This is a genomic window from Rhodoferax sp. GW821-FHT07G04, assembly GCF_059418585.1.
The window spans coordinates 1,108,952-1,125,085 of record NZ_JBWKQD010000002.1; the positions used below are offsets into that span (position 1 = coordinate 1,108,952).

Consider the following 16,134-nt stretch of genomic DNA (forward strand, 5'->3'; position numbering starts at 1 on the left):
ATATTGGAGGGAGTGGCATGCAGTTCACATTCGTTTCAGAAAGTGGACGATGAGTAATCGCCGTATATATTTAACCAACGAATAGCATTGCAAAATCCATAACTGCGGTAAATTGAGCTTGCCTCTGCGATGAAAGTAGTGATAGTTTGCCAATTCGGCCCGTTCCATGCCCCACATATTGGCGCTCAAACCTGATGCGCCATATACAGGCTTGTATACGGCAGCCAACTCTATTTGCAGCTTCACTGCGAGCAAGGGGGCACCCACAATTTCCAACCACAGTCTGTGGTCCTCCATGTAGCGCGTGCCCGCAGAAAATCGCATGCTGATTTCACGCTTCAGCATCACAGATGGGGTCACGAACTGGTGCCGCAGCAGTAGCGACCGCCAAGTGATAATCAGTTCACCCAGCAGCGTTACAGGCCAATCAGGCAAACTAGCCGCATCCGCAGGCAATGCGCGGTACAGGTGACCACACAGCGCCACCTCTGGATGCTGCGCCATGTAGGCATACTGAATGGCTATTTTCTGGGGGTGCCATGCATCGTCCGCATCCAAAAAAGCAATGTAAGGCTGTGTGGCCGCATCCCAACCCGCATTGCGTGCGGAGGCCGCCCCGGCATTGGCACGCAGCGCAATCGTCTTGACCCAAGGGCCATGGCGCACTTGAAGGGCTTGTACCAATTCCCACGTACCGTCGCCACTGGCATCGTCCACCAGGATCAATTCCATTGGGCGCACAGTCTGCTGCGCGACCGACTGCACGGCGCGCTCTACAGTTGCAGTGCAGCGGTAGCACGGTATCACCACTGAAACCAGTGCCATAGCTTGCGGTAGAGGGGAGTCGGTCATGCCGAGCGGTACCCGCGAAGCACCGCTCGCAAACGGTCGGGGCGCCGCACGAGGATGCGCTTAATCACCATGCGAATCAGCATCAAGCGCGTCGACACAAAAGGCAGCGGAGCATGGCGCCTGAGAAAGCGCGTGCAAGACCGCGTTGCATATTCGTCAAGCAATGGGTTGCCCATGCCCAGGCTTGCGGATTGCTTGTGCCAAACGGTGGAGCCTTCGGCAACCGCCAACTGCCAACCCGCTCGGCGCATGCGAAAGCCCAGGTCTGTGTCCTCCCAGTACATGAAGAAGCGCGCCGTATCGAACAAGCCGACTTGCTCCAATACCTCCCGGCGCAGCAGCACCGACGCACCAGAGACAAAGTCGATAGGGCCGGGCGTCAGGCGATGGTTAGAACGGCCGAGCCACAGGTTAACGCGCCCGCCGCCCCAAAGCTGGACTTGGCTCCGTACATCCGCGTCATACAGCACAGACCCCACTGCGCCCACATCTTTGCGCAGCTCAGCGACCCGGACCAAGGCCGACAACGCGTCGGGGGCCACTGTTGCATCGCTATTGACCAGCCAGATGTACTCCGCACCACCCGCCAATGCGTGCTGAATGCCGGCATTGCAACCGCCACCAAAGCCCAGGTTGGCGCCCGTTTGCAAAAAATCCACCGAAGGCAATGACCTCCTGAGCTGATCTTCAGACCCATCCGTCGAGCCGTTGTCGACCAGCACAATGCGGAAAGCCCCATAGTCCAATGCCTGCAGACTGGCCACGCAGGCCAGGGTATCTTTCCAACCGTTCCAATTCAATACGACGATTGCGACGCGTACTGTGGTCTGCGTGGGGCTATTGGCTGATGGAGCCATGGGCAAAGATGTCATGCGGCGGCCCTGGTGCACACCAGTTGCACAACATCTTGCTCTGCCAAGCTTGCAGGCGCCCTGGCATGCAAAAGCGCTTTGGCGGCCTGGATATCGATGGGAAGCGTATCCAAGGCGCGCCGCCGGATGCGTTCGGATTCGACGGCAGTCTCCAGGGGAAATGACGGAACTTGCGCGCAGTCGAAACCTTGAGCCCGTAGATGCTGGATCAACCACGTGCCGTCTGGTATGGCCAAGTGCCTGGGTGCTTCCAGTCCACGCCAATTCTCCCCATAGTGGCGACGCAGGAAGCTGGCCGCGTTGGGAGCGCTGAGCAGCAGCACACCACCGGGCCGCAGCGACTCCCACAACAGGCGCAGCAGGTGCAGAGGGTCGTGTACATGTTCCAGCACATGCGAACACACCACGCAGTCGGCTTGCCCCAGGTAGTTGCCGAGCAATTCGTAGCCCCCCTGCTCCACCTGCAGACCCTGCGCTTGCGCAGTCTGAACTGCCGAGGCATCCAACTCAATCCCTCGTGTTTGCCAACCCAATTGGGCTGCCAGTTTCAGTTTGTCGCCGTTGCCGCATCCCACGTCTATCAGCAAGCCTTTGGACCCTTGCGCCCACTGACGCAAGCCAAAAGGCTCAGCGACCCATGGCCTCAACCAGGTTACCGTCCAAGCTGCCCAGCGGGGAAGATTCAAGCGCGGTGTGATGGTGACCCGCAATGCTTGGGACCAGTGTTCGTTGCGCAGCCGTTGTTTGAGTAATGCCAGGCGAGTGTTTGGCGTATCCCCTGCATGGGTGTAGTACCGCTTATACGCAGCACCAATAGAAGCTGGACTGGGGCGTGGATTTACATAGAGTGCGCGGCAACGGCTGCAATCCCAATAGCTCCAGCGCCCAGGCGAACAAGCAAACGCCCAATCCTGCACGCCCTCGTACGCCAAACTGCATTTCGAATCTCCACAGTACGGGCAGTTGGACACCGGCTCCAAAGCGTCCATAGGCCAGGGCGATTCAAACACCATACAGCCTCCGTACTGCGCAGTGCAGCAAAGCCCAGTCCAATACGACACGGGCCACCCAAGCCAATGCGGCACCGATCAGCCCAAAATGGGCCGACAGAATCCACAACGCAAACAGGTACAACAACAACTCTGCCATATGGAAGATGGCGGTCAAGCGGGGATTTCCCTTTGCATGCAGCAAAGTGAAAGGCACCGTAGCCATGGAATTGACCCAGACTCCCACACACAGAATACAGACGATCGGAAGCGCATCATGGGCAAACGCTGCCGATATCCAAAGCGACAAGACCGGGTAGGCCAGCAAGGCCGCAGCGGCAGACACCACCAGCATAGACAGATTGACCCTACGATAGGTCCGCCGGTATGCCAAAAGGGATGCGGTATCTCCCATCGCAGCGAGATGGGGGAGCAAGGCCGCCGTCAATGCTGCAGGTATCAACAGCAAACGCAGCAGTCCCTCCTGCGGAATGGAATACAGCGCCAATTGGTCCGCACCAACCGCGGCACTAACGAAGAAGCGATCACCGGTCACCATCAGAGGACCGACTATGCCCGTCACCGTCACCCAAACACCGTAGCTCCATAGTGCTTTCAGATGGCGCCGTGCAAAGCCTACGCCGTCCATGACGAGCTGGTGTCGCAATTGCACAGCCATGGCAACCAGCACGAGGCAGCGCCCCAGTACCAAGTAAATGGTGATCGTCCCCAGGTGTGGCCCATGGACGAACACGGACCATGCCGGCAGCGCAAACATCCATACCCCCAACACGATTCTGCTGACATTGGAGGCCGCAAATCGGTTCAAACCCTCCAGCGCACCGCGCAATCCGCTGGCCAACGTGGTTGGCAGTACGCCCACGGCGGCAGTCAAAAATGCTTGTCGCGCGTCATCCTGTAACGCGGGGCTGATCTTGAGCCAGTGTTCAGCCAAGCTTGGCGCCAGCAGCCATACCACCACCACGCCCAACAAGCCTGCGGCACTTGTCAGCACTATGCCGGCTCTCAGTGTGGGGCCGACCTCCGCGGAGCGATCTTCTGCCGTGTGCTGACTGAGTTTGACCGTTAGCGCCCGACCGACCCCCAAATCAAACAAGCTGAAATACCCAATCAACCCCCAGATCAATGTCAAGACGCCAAACGCTTCACCCCCCAAGCGATTCAGCGTGTAGGGTATCAGCGCTACTCCTGCCAACAATGGCACAGCGCTGCCCGCCAGATTCCATAAGGCATTGCGTTTCAGGGACATAGATTTTTCGAACGGCAGCTAGGCCTACCGAAAATCGGCATCGCCTGACGTCAACCACCACTTGTCCTTCAACATGTCAACACGCGGATCATCGGTCCAGCAACTGGTGGGAATATAGATGTTGAGCAATTCGTCCTTCCCATCACACGCTACAAAGTGCTGCGCGTAGTTGGTTGTGATCCAGCAGTACAGATGCGGCAAGGCCCACCGCGCAGTCATGCGGCGCGCCTGGTCAACAACCAGTGGCAGGTTGGCAAGTGGTGCAACTACGTCAAGCAGCTCGCAGGAGTCCTCCAGGCGGCGAAGTACCATCAACCCCAAAGGTTTGCCGGTCCAGCGCGAGACAACCGCCAACACCTCGTAGTCGTTGTGCGGATGATTGAAGTAGCGGTGCTCAATGTATTTCCAGTCCCTAACACCCACGACGCCTTCACGCAGATCACCCGCCATGGCCTTCCATAGTGACTCAACCAGCACCCGGTCTTGGTCCTGACCTTTCGCCAAGGACCGGACCCGTGTGTGCAAGCGCGGCCGCAACGCAGCAGGCGTCCAACGGACGGCAGCCATCCGACCCGCCTTGGTATAGAGGCCCATTTTTTCGGCAACCAGCATGGCACGCTCGTTGGGGAAGCCGTAGGCAACCGGGCCATAAATTTCTGCCGTTGTGGCAGCTGTCAACAAAAAGGGCCCTTGCCGAGTCATGACACCACGCTCTTGGGGGTGCACCATGACATCGCAGCCACCATAGGCCCACTCAGGCTTGCCGCAGAGAAGAATTTCCCGGTACATGCCTCCATAGTGGGCAACCAGCATACCGTCCTCGCGCCTGGCCGAAACGGCATTGCCGCGGCCTTCAGCATATTTCCAGGCCCACAACTCTGGGGTCAGCGGATGCCCAAACACCTCCTGAAACAGCACCCCCACCTCTGCAAAGTCGCCGGGGCGCACGTGCCGCAACTGCCAGCGGGGTGTTGTCGTTTTGCGCAAAGCGCATACAAAGCTGCCGCTGCCAGCGAGGGACGATTGGGCTTCCAAGTCCACGACCTTAAAACCACACCGCCCGCCAATAGCAACCACATACTCCAGCCATCGGGTCACGCGCGGAGGAACGTTCTCGACCTCGCACCCGATCAGAAGGACCAGCCCGTCCTGCGCCACACAGCTGGACAATTGATCAAACAACGCCATGGGGTGAATATGCGGGGAGAGCCCCAAGACCAATACGGCGTCAAACGGCACCGCTTGGGCTTGTGGCAAGTCGAGGTCTACTTGGTAGACCGCCTGGCGTGTGTCAGATGGGAACTGCGCCAACACTGGCGGAGTGGAAAGAGAGGCCGTGCTGACGGCGTAAGCGCGCTCCTTCAGCTCGCCACACAATGCCTCTGTAGAATCGCCCAGCAATAGCAAGTTTGCGGGCGGCTCCGGCAAGGCTTCAGTCAACACCCCGTTGAGGGTCAGACCGCTGTGGGGCATAACGAGGGATTCACTCCAAAGCATCACCATTTCGCCAGCAAAAGGCGCAAGTTTAAAGGATAGAAGCCCACGAACCTCTCATATGTGAGCGCGCGCTTCCCCTGAGCAGCAGTGATAGGCAACCTATTTTTTCAAAACAAGCTCTGGCGAACAGCCCTGAATGGCATTGCAAGGGCTGTTGCGTGGCTTCGGCCAGAACCGCGCTTCACGCGGCGCCTACCCGGACTCGCACGACACACGCAAGAGGCCCTCCCTTCGCCAGAAACACTCGGATCGCAACACCCGCCCTACTCCCCTTTCTTTGAACGCTCCGGCAAATGGGTCGATGAACACCACACCGCTATCGCCCAATTGCCTGTTGAAGGCGCACTGATATGCGCAGGGATCCCTGGGTTTCTGCGCGCTGCAGATGCCCTGCTGCTCTATGAATTGGCTTATTTTGCCGAAGGCGATATTTTGGAGTTGGGCTCAGCCTGGGGCCTATCCACCAGCATCCTCGGTCACGCCATTCGCAACTCCGGTCGCCGCGCATGTGTTGCCGCCATAGAAATAGATTCCAACTTTCAGCGAGAGACCTACAACACGATCCAGACCGCGCAACTGGCTTCTTATTACCACGGACTCGCAGGCTCGGCCGCCGAGCATCTCCCGCGGCTTGTCACCCAGCAGCGACAATTCGGGCTGGTGTTCATCGACCATGACCACAGCTATGAAGCCACTCTGCAGGCATGTGAGGCGTTGACAACGCTATTGGCGCCAGGAGGGTATGCCGTGTTCCATGATTTCAACGACGAGCGGAATCGCACCGAGCCCTCGGTATACGGCGTATTCCAGGGTGTGAGCCATTTAATGCAAAACCCTGACTTTGTGTTTGTGGGCATCATGGGCTGCTGCGGTATTGTTCATAGGCGTGCAACATGACTGGGGCCACTGTCTCAGTCATTCTGCCTGTTTACAACGGCATGGAGTACCTGAAGGAATCCATCGGCAGCGTTCTGTCACAGACCTTGCGGCCTATGGAATTGCTGCTGGTCGACGACGGGTCCACCGATGGGTCCTTGGAATACTTGCAAAGTGTGGCGACCCCATTCCCCAAGGTCGTCTTGACGCAGAACAACAAGCGCCAGTCCGCGGCGCGCAACCTCGCGGCCATCCATGCCACGGGCAAGTATCTGGCGTTTCTGGACCATGACGATATTTGGTTTCCCACTCACCTGGAAAAGCTGGTAGCCCCCATGGAAGTCGATGCCTGGGTGGGCTGGACATACAGCGATCTTGACGAAATCGATTCCACTGGCCGCCAGGTATGCCAACGCAATTTGCGCAGCTTCAATCCCCACGTTGAGCATCCCAAGACCAATCTGGTAAACATGCTGTCGTCCGACATGTTCATTTTTCCCTCGGCAGCCGTGGTACGTCGCGAAGCCTTTGAAGCCATAGGCGGTTTTGATGAGCGCCTTTCGGGTTACGAAGACGATGATCTTTTTCTGCGGCTGTTCCGCGCAGGTTGGCTCAACGTGTTCTTACCCGAATCCTTGCTGCGCTACCGTCGGCATGCCACCAGCAGCTCATTTTCGGAACGCATGTGGATCAGCCGGGAAATCTTCGCGCAGAAGCTATTGGCCGACTACCCCGATGATCCCCACTTGGTGCGCTATTACGTGCGGGACATCATCGCACCCCGTTTTTATGCCAGCGCCAAAGCCGAGTACCTGCGACACATGCCGCACCAGCGTTGGGAACAGTGCATCAAATCGCTGGCTCTGATGCGGCGCTTCAATGCCTTGTCCCAGTTGCCGCCGGGGCGTACCGCCCTGAAGCGGGCATTGGCCTTTGCATGCATGAGCAACCCTCAGCGCTTTGCGCGCTGGTACCCCTTGTTGCAGCGCGTCTTTAGCCATTTGCCCCGCCTGTAGGCAGAGGCGCACAGCCACCGGCCCAGGCAAGCCCCTTGTCGCGCGCGGCTTGCGAATAGGCAGCAATGTCTTGCGCACACAGGGCCCGTATACGTTGCGCAGACTCCTGCTCCTCCATGGCGCGGTATAGCGCACGGTAGCTATGGATGGTGGCAAGGACCGTGCGATCCAGATCGAACGTTGCCAGCCAGCCCAAGCGGTGTTGCGCCTTCTCGGCAGAAATTCTCAGACAAGGCTCCTGTGGCTGCGATGCATGCGGGGCCGTCCACTCTAGGCTACCGCCACCCCAGGCGTCTATGACACGCCGTGCGAGCTCCTGCACGGAGACCACCGAATGGCTTGATGGCCCGAAATTCCATGCTTCTGAGAACACCCGAGGATGGTGGTACTGGTGCTGCGCCAACGTCAAGTAACCCGACAGCGGCTCCAAAACGTACTGCCATGGCCTGAGAGCCTCCGGTTGCGTCAAGGGAATCGGCCGCCCCGCCATCAAAGCGCGCACGCTATTGGGCATCAGTCTATGCCCCGACCAGTCTCCTCCTCCCAGGGCATTGCCCGCCCGCACCGTCGCTAGGCTGCATGCTTCGTTCGACGTGAAGAACGAGTCCCGATAAGAGGCCACAACAATTTCGACTGCAGCTTTGCTCGCGCTATAGGGGTCATGGCCACCCAGCGCATCGCTTTCCACAAAAGGCATGCCTGCCCCAGGCTGGGCATAACACTTGTCACTGGTCACGATTTGGCATACACGAACCGAAGGGTTGTGGCGCACCGCTTCCAGCAGTGCCACCGCGCCCATGACGTTCGTTGAAAACGTGGGCAGTGGTTGTGCATATGAGGGGCCGACCTGGGCCTGTGCAGCCAGATGGAACACGATCTCAGGCTGGAAATCGGCTACCAGGTCGCCAAGGGCTTTGGCATCGGCTATCTCTCCTAGGTGCGAGCGGACTAGCTCCGCAAGATCCAGCAGACCAAACAAGCTGGGAACGGTCGCCGGGGCCTGCGCATAACCGCAGACTTGGGCACCCAACAGATGCAGCCAGTAGCTTAGCCAACTGCCTTTGAAGCCGGTATGCCCTGTTACCAGCACGCGCTTGCCGGACCAAAACCCATCACCTGCGTCAACATTCACCATGAAAATACCCATAATAGGTTTATTTAGCAAGGTAGCTCGACAATATTTCTTCCAGCCCTCGTCGCCATTGAATTAATAGCTACCACATTGATAGCAAATCGTTTTCTTTCCTCGAGCGGACGCATTCGGTATGATTGACGCCAGCAGCCTCCACCCAGGAACGGTGGGCGTCTTTGTTCACTTCTTTTACCAGAATCCCGTGGAATCCGATCTCCCCTCCCCCCTAGCCATTATCGAGGGGGCCGCACCGCCTGCAACTGCGAAGACGGCACCCCTGGTTTCCATTCTCATCCGCAGCATGGACCGCGCATTATTGGCGCAGGCTCTGGATTCGGTCGCCTTGCAAACGTATGAAAACATTGAGGTGGTGGTGCTCGCCGTGCGCCCCAACCATAGAACGCTTGATGGCCGCTGCGGCAAGTTCCCGCTGCGCTTGATTTCGACCGACCAAGCTGTCTTGCGCAGCGCGGCGGCGAACCGGGCCATGGCGGCGGCACAAGGAAATTTTTTCATTTTCCTGGACGATGACGACTGGATGATGCCTGGCCACATCGCCCGCTTGGCCGAAGTGCTCGAAAAAATGCCGCAGACACACGCGGTCTATACCGGCATAGGACTGGTCGATGCGGATGGCAACCCCAAAGGACAGACCTTTGACTTGCCATTCGACCCCATTCGCCAGATCGCTGGCAATCTGACGCCTATCCACGCCGTTCTCTTCCGCGCCGAGGTACTCGCCAAGGGATGCCGGTTTGACGAGGAGTTGGACCGACTGGAAGACTGGGACTTCTGGCTGCAAATCGCCAAGCTGGGGCCCATGGTGCACCTGCCCGGCGTGAGCGCCGTCTACCGCATCCACGAGAGTTCCGGAGTGCACACCGATGCGGGCCCCGAAGGCAATGCAACGGGGCGGATTTACGAGAAATGGGAGCCCTATTGGACGCAGCAGCAGATTGCACAGATCATGCAACGCGTTTGGACCCATCCCGACATGGAAACGCGCCTGAACGAGACCCACCAAAAGTTGGCGCAGGTTGAGCTGGCGGTGGTCGATCAGCAGTCCACCATCTCGGAGCAGAATGCATTCATTGCCGACCAAGCCTCGTGTATTACAGAGCAGTCGTCCAACATCGAACAACTGCAGCGCATCAGTGAATCGCTATCTCAACGCCTGATCAAGACCAGCGCCGATCTGGCACAGAGCGAGGGCGTGCGTTTGGCCGTTCTGAACAGCCGGTTCTGGCGCATGACGGGCCCATTACGCTGGCTTGCCACCCAGGCAAAAGCCATTGCATTCAACAGCTTTTGGGGCCGGGCGGGGCGATTCCCGTTGATCTTGTTCAAGGAAGGGCCACCCGGAGTTTTACGTCGATTATGGCCATTGCAAGCAACTACACCTTCGCATGGATACTCCTACCGCGAATGGGCGCGCACCCGCGATGCCCTCTCAGACACGGAATTGGAGAAGTTGGGAGCAGCGACATCCACGTGGGATCGCCGCCCTCTAATCTCCATCGTGATGCCGGTCTACAACCCTCCTTTGGATTTGCTCGATGCCGCCATCGCGTCCATCAAGCGCCAGATTTATCCCCATTGGGAGCTTTGTATCGCCGATGATGCATCGACCAATCCAGAAGTTTGGTTGTTGTTGCAACGCTTGTCCTTACTGGATAAGCGCATCAAGATCGTCCGTCGCGATGTCAATGGGCATATCTCGCGTGCGTCCAATAGCGCCTTGGAGTTGGCAACGGGGGAATTCATTGCGTTGATGGACAACGACGACGTTTTACCGCGCGACGCCCTGTACTGGGTCGCTGAGACGGCAGTACGCGCGCCCGACGTACAAATCGTCTATTCCGATGAAGATAAATTGAATGGGCAAGGTGAGCGCTTTGACGCCTACTTCAAGTCGGACTGGAATTACACCCTCTTCCTTGGCCACAATATGATCAGCCACCTTGGCGTCTACCGTACCCAATTGGTGCGCGATGTAGGTGGCTTCAGAGTCGGATTGGAGGGATCCCAAGACTACGATCTGGCTTTGCGTTGCATTGAGAGAATTGATGCCTCTCAAATTCTTCACATTCCGCGCGTACTCTACCATTGGCGCGCAATCGAAAGCAGCACGGCATTGAATATTGAATCCAAGCCATATGCATTGGACGCCGCCCAATGTGCATTGCAGGATCACTTAGTGCGTATTGGTAGCACGGCCAAAGTTGAGCGGATGCCTAGTTTGAACTACCGCTGCGTCCGCGAAGCCGCGACCCCGAAGGACACACTCACAGTGGTATTGGTGTATGAAAGTGACAGCACTGAGTTGGGCGATATACCTTCTTGGTCATCTGAAGCCGACTTCAACATCACCGAAGTTTTGAAGTGTCCGAACAATCCGGCCACTATCAATGCGGCCATCCGCTCCGCACAAGGCAGGATGGTGGCACTGGTGCGCTCGGACGTTTGCCCTTCAAACCCAGACGCGCTGGCAGAACTAGTCGGCTATGTGATGGAGGAGAAGACCGGTGCCGCAGCCGGCACAGTGCGCGATTCGAACGGCCGGCTGATCTCAGGCGGTTTGATCCTAGACCAAACCAGCATTGCATCGGTTTTGCACAAGGGGTTGTCCAATGGAAATCACGGCTACATGGGGCGCGCGTTCTTGGCGCAAGAGCTGTCGGCACTCGCCGCGGACTGTTTGGTACTCCGCAAGCAAGTATTCACCGACCATGGGGAGTTTGATACCGCCCTGGGAATTAGTCCTATAGGAGCCGTGGCATGGTGCTTGCGGCTGCGTAATGTTGGCTTCCGCTTAGTTTGGTGTCCCAGTTCCACCTGGACCAGTTCGTCCCAATCCTCCACCCTGGCCGAGGCCAATGCGCAATCTGTCTTGCAGCGGCAGATTTTCATGAACCGCTACGGCCCTCAGTATGCCCACTGGTTGCTTCGCGACCCTGCCTACCATCCTTTGCTCGACACTGCGACGGCGGACTTTTCTTTGTTGCGATGACCTCGGGCGGTACCAACCTTAAGCTCGTAGTGCACTCCCGTCCCGATCTGCCGGAGTTGCTCCCGGACGAGGCGAACCTTCTTCGAATTTCTTGCAGTCCTTGCTCGATTGGCCGTTTCATTCTGCCTTCGCACCGGACACAGCCTATTTGATTCACACTTGGGTTGAAGCACTTTGTTCAAGCCCCGCGGTCTGCCACTGACAGCGGGCAGACACGCAAAGCTCGGTGCTTATTGGGTAGCGGCGTTCGCGTATTTTTCGCTATCGCAAGCTAGGTCACAATACAGGTGTATCCCTCAGGTATCTCTATATGCGCTGACTGGCTAAGAGCATCAGCAAATGATTGATGGACACCATGCAAATTCACTACCCCCCCCGAAATACTGGCGGCCAGCAAGCAATAGACAAAATGATCGCGGCGAGTTTTCAGCAAGCTGTGCAGCTCCATCAACACGGTCAGCTGGTGCAAGCGCAGTTGTTGTACGAGCAGATTATCAAGGCCCAGCCAAAACACTTCCATGCGTTGCATCTGCAAGGGGTAATCGCATTCCAGATGGGTAACTATCAACTTGCGGTGGATTTGATCGGGCGAGCTATAAGGCTCGATATGGGCCAAGCCGCCTTCCATTGCAATTTGGGCAATGCACAACTTAAGCTTGGGCACATCTCAGCAGCTATCGTAAGTTATGACAGAGCCATTCGCATGAAGCCTGACTACGCCGACGCTCATGCCAACCGAGGAGTCGCGCTTGCTGAGCTTCTTCAGCATGAGCAAGCCGTAGAAAGCTACGAACGTGCGATCTCATCAAATCCGAAATATGCGGACGCCTACTACAACCGAGGCACCGCATTGCTTGAGCTTGGACAAATAGAAGGTGCAATCACTAGCTTCAACACCGCTATTGCTTTGCAGCCGGGTAATGCCGATTTTTACCGCGCCCGTGGGCTGGCGCATCGAGTTCAAGGCCAAGGTGATGAGGCCATGCTCAACTACCGACAGGCTCTCGTCCTAATGCCCGGTTCTCAGGAGGCGCATTGTGGCCTTGCAGCAGTTCTCTTGGAGCAGGGCAGGTTCGAAGACGCCATGTCCAACTATATCGCGGCACTGAGCGCTAATGCGAGCACTGAGGCCAAACGTGGTTTCGCGCGCTGCCTGTGTCGCATGCAATTCACCGACGCCAGCCCGGCCTTCCGTGCGCTAGTCATCCAGGCTATTTCTGAAGCATGGGCGCGGCCGGCACAGCTATTTGCGCCTGCGGTCAGCATCGTCAAATTGGATCCATCAATCTCAGCCAGCATTGATCGCGCCAACGCGGCATGGCCTCAACGCCTATCACTCGGCGAGCTTTTTGGAACGCCAGGTGTCCCCCCCCTCGCCAACGATCCGCTAATGCGATCCATCTTGGAGTGCATGCCAGTTTGCAGCGTCGAAATGGAGCGGTTTTTGACAATGACCCGGCGCATCTTATTGGCGCGCTGCCTGGACGGAAGCGTTATTGACAATGAGGAGACGGCACTGCTGTGTGGAATTGCCCGCCAATGCTTTATCAACGAGTATGTCTTCTCGGCTACTGACGAGGAACTAGAACAAGTTCAGACCTTGCGCAGCCTAGTGGAGGAGGATTTGAAGGCCCATAGGCCGATACTCGACTCAAGTCTCGCCGCAATCGCCGCCTTCCTTCCACTAACCACTGTGGCGAATGCCCATGTCTTGCTGAGTGAGGCATGGTCTAGTCCAGTTCAGGCACTGTTGAAGCAGCAGATCGAGGAGCCCTCACAGGAGCAAGCTTACCGCCCGCACATTCCTCGGTTAACCTCACTTACCGACGAAGTGTCTTTGCGGGTGCAGCAGCAGTATGAGGAAAACCCCTACCCCCGGTGGATGAGCACTTCAAACGCCGGGGGCGCGAAATCGGTGGTCCGATATCTGCGTCAACAATTTCCCGAAGCACCGATTCAGGCATCACCAAAAGGTGACGGTCAGGACATATTGATAGCAGGATCCGGCACGGGCCAGCAGGCCATCGATACCGCACTGCTATTCCCCAATTCCAAAATTTTAGCCGTTGACCTCAGTTTGTCGAGTCTGTCCTATGCCAAGCGCAAAACGGCTGAGCTGGGCGGGGTTGAAAATATCGAATACGCGCAGGCTGACATCATGGAGTTAGGGTCAATCGTTCAGCGATTTGACGTTATTGAGTCGGTTGGAGTCCTGCATCACCTTGCGGATCCTGTGGCGGGATGGCGTGTATTGCTGGGCCTGTTGCGACCAGGTGGATTTATGCGGCTTGGCTTTTACAGCGAATTGGCGCGGCGAGATGTGGTCGCCGCGCGCACCTTTATTGCGCAGCAGGGCTATAGACCAAATCCTGCAGACATTCGCCGGTGCCGTCAGGACTTGATGTCGGCCGAGCGAGGCCAGCAGTTCCCCGGCGTTTTGTCGTTCGCCGACTTCTTTGGAATGAGCGAGTGCAGGGATTTGCTCTTCCACGTTCAGGAACATCGATTCACGGTACCGCAAATCCAAGAGACGCTCAAAATGCTAGGCCTTGCGTTTATCAGCTTTAGCATTGAGCCAGCCATTAGACGACAGTACGAGACTATGTTCCCGCAGGACAAATCGCGCACCAATCTGGATAACTGGCATGCTTTTGAAACTGCAAATCCAGACACTTTTGCAAGGATGTACCAATTTTGGGTGCAGAAGGCCGGCGCCTCGCACTGATACGCACAACTGCCAGCCTCGCAGATTTATTTCCAAAACAAATCCGCGAGGACGCCTGCTAGTACTTCAGCGGTTGCGGTTCAAAACTTGGTGCGTAAACCAAGAACCAATCATTTTGAACCCAGACCCAGGTGTTGGGGCTTTCGACGTCCACAGGGGAAACCACAATGGGTTTCACAGAAAATGGAGTCATCGTTGGCTTCATTTCATATCTGAGCTTCATATTGACGAAGGCCTCGTTGCCTTTGATCTCAATTTTGTCAACTGCGGATTGCAGATAGGTGATCACTCCCGCCTGGTCGAGGTAGAGCTTCTTTGGCATTTGCGCCTTATAGACAAAGTCAAACATATCGTAGGCTTTGTCGTAATCCCCAGCTATCCGAGCATCCCATAGTTCTTTTACGCGACGCTCTAGCTTCGCTCTGCGCTCCACATCGGTCATTGCAGGAAACTCCCGCTGCCCTGGCAAGCTATTGTTGGCATCCCCAACCAGCAGTTGCTTCACAACGAATTTACCTGCCGTAGGTTTGTCGGCAGGGTAGACCTCGTACCCTATCGCTGCTTGATCTGCAAAGTTGATCAGCTGTGGCCACCCAAGCCAGAGTTCGCCCGGTGTGTTCAACGGTTTGGGAGCGGACCACTTCAATCCCTGGTCATAGGATGCCGACAAGTAGACATTGGGGCGGATATCGCGAAAGTCAACCCATGCCGCGACCAACGAACCCCGCTGTGTTGCCAGAATAACCGGCGAAATAGAGCGGGTGTTTTCGACGGCTTTTACATCCAGCCGCTGAGCAGGAGTCATCCATTTGTTCTGCATCAAATCTGCGGTAGCTTGAAGCACATGCGTTTTCTCCCCTGAACGGTCTTGCATCCATGTCAAATGTGCGCGACCTCCTGCAACTGCCATATCAATACCGCTGTTGCTTACGCCATCAGTCCCCGCTACATGACCCAAAGATTGCCAAGTCTTCCCTCCATCTTGGGAAGAAAGGGCAAACACTCCACGCTGGAGCTCATCGGCAGCCAGCACGACATTTTTCCCACTCGCCTTGGCGATCAAGGACGAAATATCGTGATCGGCTGTATACAGCACTGCTGGCTGCGACCAAGTTTGACCCGCATCTTCGCTGAAACGGCTTACGACTTGGTAAGATGCCTTTCCATCAACGTTCACCAGTTCTGTCCAGGCACCAAGCCAAGCTGCCCCTGACTGGACTATTTGTGGCTCGCGTGCATAACTAGACCTGCCATCTGACGGCGGCCTGTCCAAGCGCTGGTCTTGCGTGCTCCAGTTGAGCCCAAAGTCTGTGGAGCGATTGAAATAGGTCTGGTAGTTAGGCAAGCGCTCGTCGTGGTAAATCATGCCAAGCTCTCCCCTAGGCCCTGACACCAAGCTGTACGGCGTCAGCACGCCATGCTCCGCGTTAACCATGCTGACTGGTGAGAACTTCTTACCACCATCGGCCGACGAAGTGAAATAGATGTTTTTGCCATCTTGGTGCGACCACCACGTGGCTGCCAGTTTTTGCTCCACCTTGTTGAGCTGAAAGTAGCTGCCACCTTGTTTGACACGCGCCGTCTCATCCAGAGATTGTGTTTGGCCACCGATCTGCAAGACTACTCGATCTTGTTTTGTGGAATGCAGCACTGCAACCTTTCCATCTACTTCGATCAGTGCAGGGCGAGTCTGGTAAACGCCAGTGGCGACGTCATCCACTTGTGCAAGCACCGGCATAGCCATATCAGAAAAGCTCGCAGCACACGCCGTTAACAAACTGATGGAAGATAGCGACACGATGAGGAGTAAAGGACGTTTCATACAGAATTTTCTCAACGATTGAATGGGCGACGCAGTGTAGCATCGCAATCAAAAACCATACGGAGCCGGGACG

The 16,134-nt window shown here is 56.7% G+C and carries 11 protein-coding genes; 4 read left to right on the plus strand and 7 right to left on the minus strand.

From position 1 onward, the window contains the following. Positions 1-24: 24 nt before the first annotated feature. The 5 genes from AC07OO_RS14255 to AC07OO_RS14275 are packed head-to-tail and all read right to left on the minus strand — an operon-like array spanning position 25 to position 5,456. The gene (locus AC07OO_RS14255; protein ID WP_495082754.1) at positions 25-852 is read right to left on the minus strand and encodes a glycosyltransferase family 2 protein; all 828 of its coding nucleotides are present in this window, start codon (positions 850-852) and stop codon (positions 25-27) included. Beyond that, positions 849-1,724 (minus strand): glycosyltransferase family 2 protein, encoded by an 876-nt coding sequence (locus tag AC07OO_RS14260; protein WP_495082755.1) that lies wholly within the window; start codon positions 1,722-1,724, stop codon positions 849-851. Before AC07OO_RS14260 ends, AC07OO_RS14255 begins: the two co-directional genes overlap by 4 nt. Further along, on the minus strand, positions 1,721-2,737 hold the full coding sequence (locus AC07OO_RS14265) for a class I SAM-dependent methyltransferase (RefSeq protein WP_495082756.1): 1,017 nt from the start codon (positions 2,735-2,737) through the stop codon (positions 1,721-1,723). The genes AC07OO_RS14260 and AC07OO_RS14265 overlap by 4 nt, the downstream gene beginning before the upstream one ends. After that, complete coding sequence (locus AC07OO_RS14270; protein ID WP_495082757.1) at positions 2,727-3,983, minus strand: oligosaccharide flippase family protein; 1,257 nt, start codon at positions 3,981-3,983, stop codon at positions 2,727-2,729. The genes AC07OO_RS14265 and AC07OO_RS14270 overlap by 11 nt, the downstream gene beginning before the upstream one ends. A gap of 24 nt (positions 3,984-4,007) precedes the next feature. Then, complete coding sequence (locus AC07OO_RS14275) at positions 4,008-5,456, minus strand: GNAT family N-acetyltransferase (RefSeq protein ID WP_495082758.1); 1,449 nt, start codon at positions 5,454-5,456, stop codon at positions 4,008-4,010. Between the two features lie 111 nt (positions 5,457-5,567). Here AC07OO_RS14275 and AC07OO_RS14280 point away from each other — a divergent pair, with 111 nt between their 5' ends. Continuing rightward, on the plus strand, positions 5,568-6,377 hold the full coding sequence (locus tag AC07OO_RS14280; RefSeq protein WP_495082759.1) for an O-methyltransferase: 810 nt from the start codon (positions 5,568-5,570) through the stop codon (positions 6,375-6,377). Next, on the plus strand, positions 6,374-7,372 hold the full coding sequence (locus AC07OO_RS14285) for a glycosyltransferase family 2 protein (RefSeq protein ID WP_495082760.1): 999 nt from the start codon (positions 6,374-6,376) through the stop codon (positions 7,370-7,372). The genes AC07OO_RS14280 and AC07OO_RS14285 overlap by 4 nt, the downstream gene beginning before the upstream one ends. Here the strand turns inward: AC07OO_RS14285 and rfbG are convergent. Continuing rightward, positions 7,350-8,507 (minus strand): CDP-glucose 4,6-dehydratase, encoded by a 1,158-nt coding sequence (gene rfbG, locus AC07OO_RS14290; protein WP_495082761.1) that lies wholly within the window; start codon positions 8,505-8,507, stop codon positions 7,350-7,352. The two genes, AC07OO_RS14285 and rfbG, sit on opposite strands and share 23 nt — an antisense overlap. A gap of 130 nt (positions 8,508-8,637) precedes the next feature. On the opposite strand from rfbG, the gene AC07OO_RS14295 reads away from it, so the two are divergent. Next, positions 8,638-11,514, plus strand: coding sequence for a glycosyltransferase (locus tag AC07OO_RS14295; protein WP_495082762.1), 2,877 nt, complete (start codon positions 8,638-8,640; stop codon positions 11,512-11,514). Positions 11,515-11,860: 346 nt separating this feature from the next. Continuing rightward, complete coding sequence (locus AC07OO_RS14300; RefSeq protein ID WP_495082763.1) at positions 11,861-14,239, plus strand: tetratricopeptide repeat protein; 2,379 nt, start codon at positions 11,861-11,863, stop codon at positions 14,237-14,239. Positions 14,240-14,297: 58 nt separating this feature from the next. On the opposite strand, the gene AC07OO_RS14305 is transcribed toward AC07OO_RS14300, so the two are convergent. Beyond that, positions 14,298-16,061, minus strand: a complete 1,764-nt coding sequence (locus AC07OO_RS14305) for a sialidase family protein (RefSeq protein ID WP_495082764.1) — start codon at positions 16,059-16,061, stop codon at positions 14,298-14,300. Positions 16,062-16,134: the final 73 nt, after the last annotated feature.

Coding starts and splice junctions, on each gene's coding strand:
- AC07OO_RS14255 (WP_495082754.1), bottom strand. CDS start 852: ATGACCGACTCCCCTCTACCGCAAGCTATGGCACTGGTTTCAGTGGTG.
- AC07OO_RS14260 (WP_495082755.1), bottom strand. CDS start 1,724: ATGACATCTTTGCCCATGGCTCCATCAGCCAATAGCCCCACGCAGACC.
- AC07OO_RS14265 (WP_495082756.1), bottom strand. CDS start 2,737: ATGGTGTTTGAATCGCCCTGGCCTATGGACGCTTTGGAGCCGGTGTCC.
- AC07OO_RS14270 (WP_495082757.1), bottom strand. CDS start 3,983: ATGTCCCTGAAACGCAATGCCTTATGGAATCTGGCGGGCAGCGCTGTG.
- AC07OO_RS14275 (WP_495082758.1), bottom strand. CDS start 5,456: ATGCCCCACAGCGGTCTGACCCTCAACGGGGTGTTGACTGAAGCCTTG.
- AC07OO_RS14285 (WP_495082760.1), top strand. CDS start 6,374: ATGACTGGGGCCACTGTCTCAGTCATTCTGCCTGTTTACAACGGCATG.
- rfbG (WP_495082761.1), bottom strand. CDS start 8,507: ATGGTGAATGTTGACGCAGGTGATGGGTTTTGGTCCGGCAAGCGCGTG.
- AC07OO_RS14295 (WP_495082762.1), top strand. CDS start 8,638: ATGATTGACGCCAGCAGCCTCCACCCAGGAACGGTGGGCGTCTTTGTT.
- AC07OO_RS14300 (WP_495082763.1), top strand. CDS start 11,861: ATGGACACCATGCAAATTCACTACCCCCCCCGAAATACTGGCGGCCAG.
- AC07OO_RS14305 (WP_495082764.1), bottom strand. CDS start 16,061: ATGAAACGTCCTTTACTCCTCATCGTGTCGCTATCTTCCATCAGTTTG.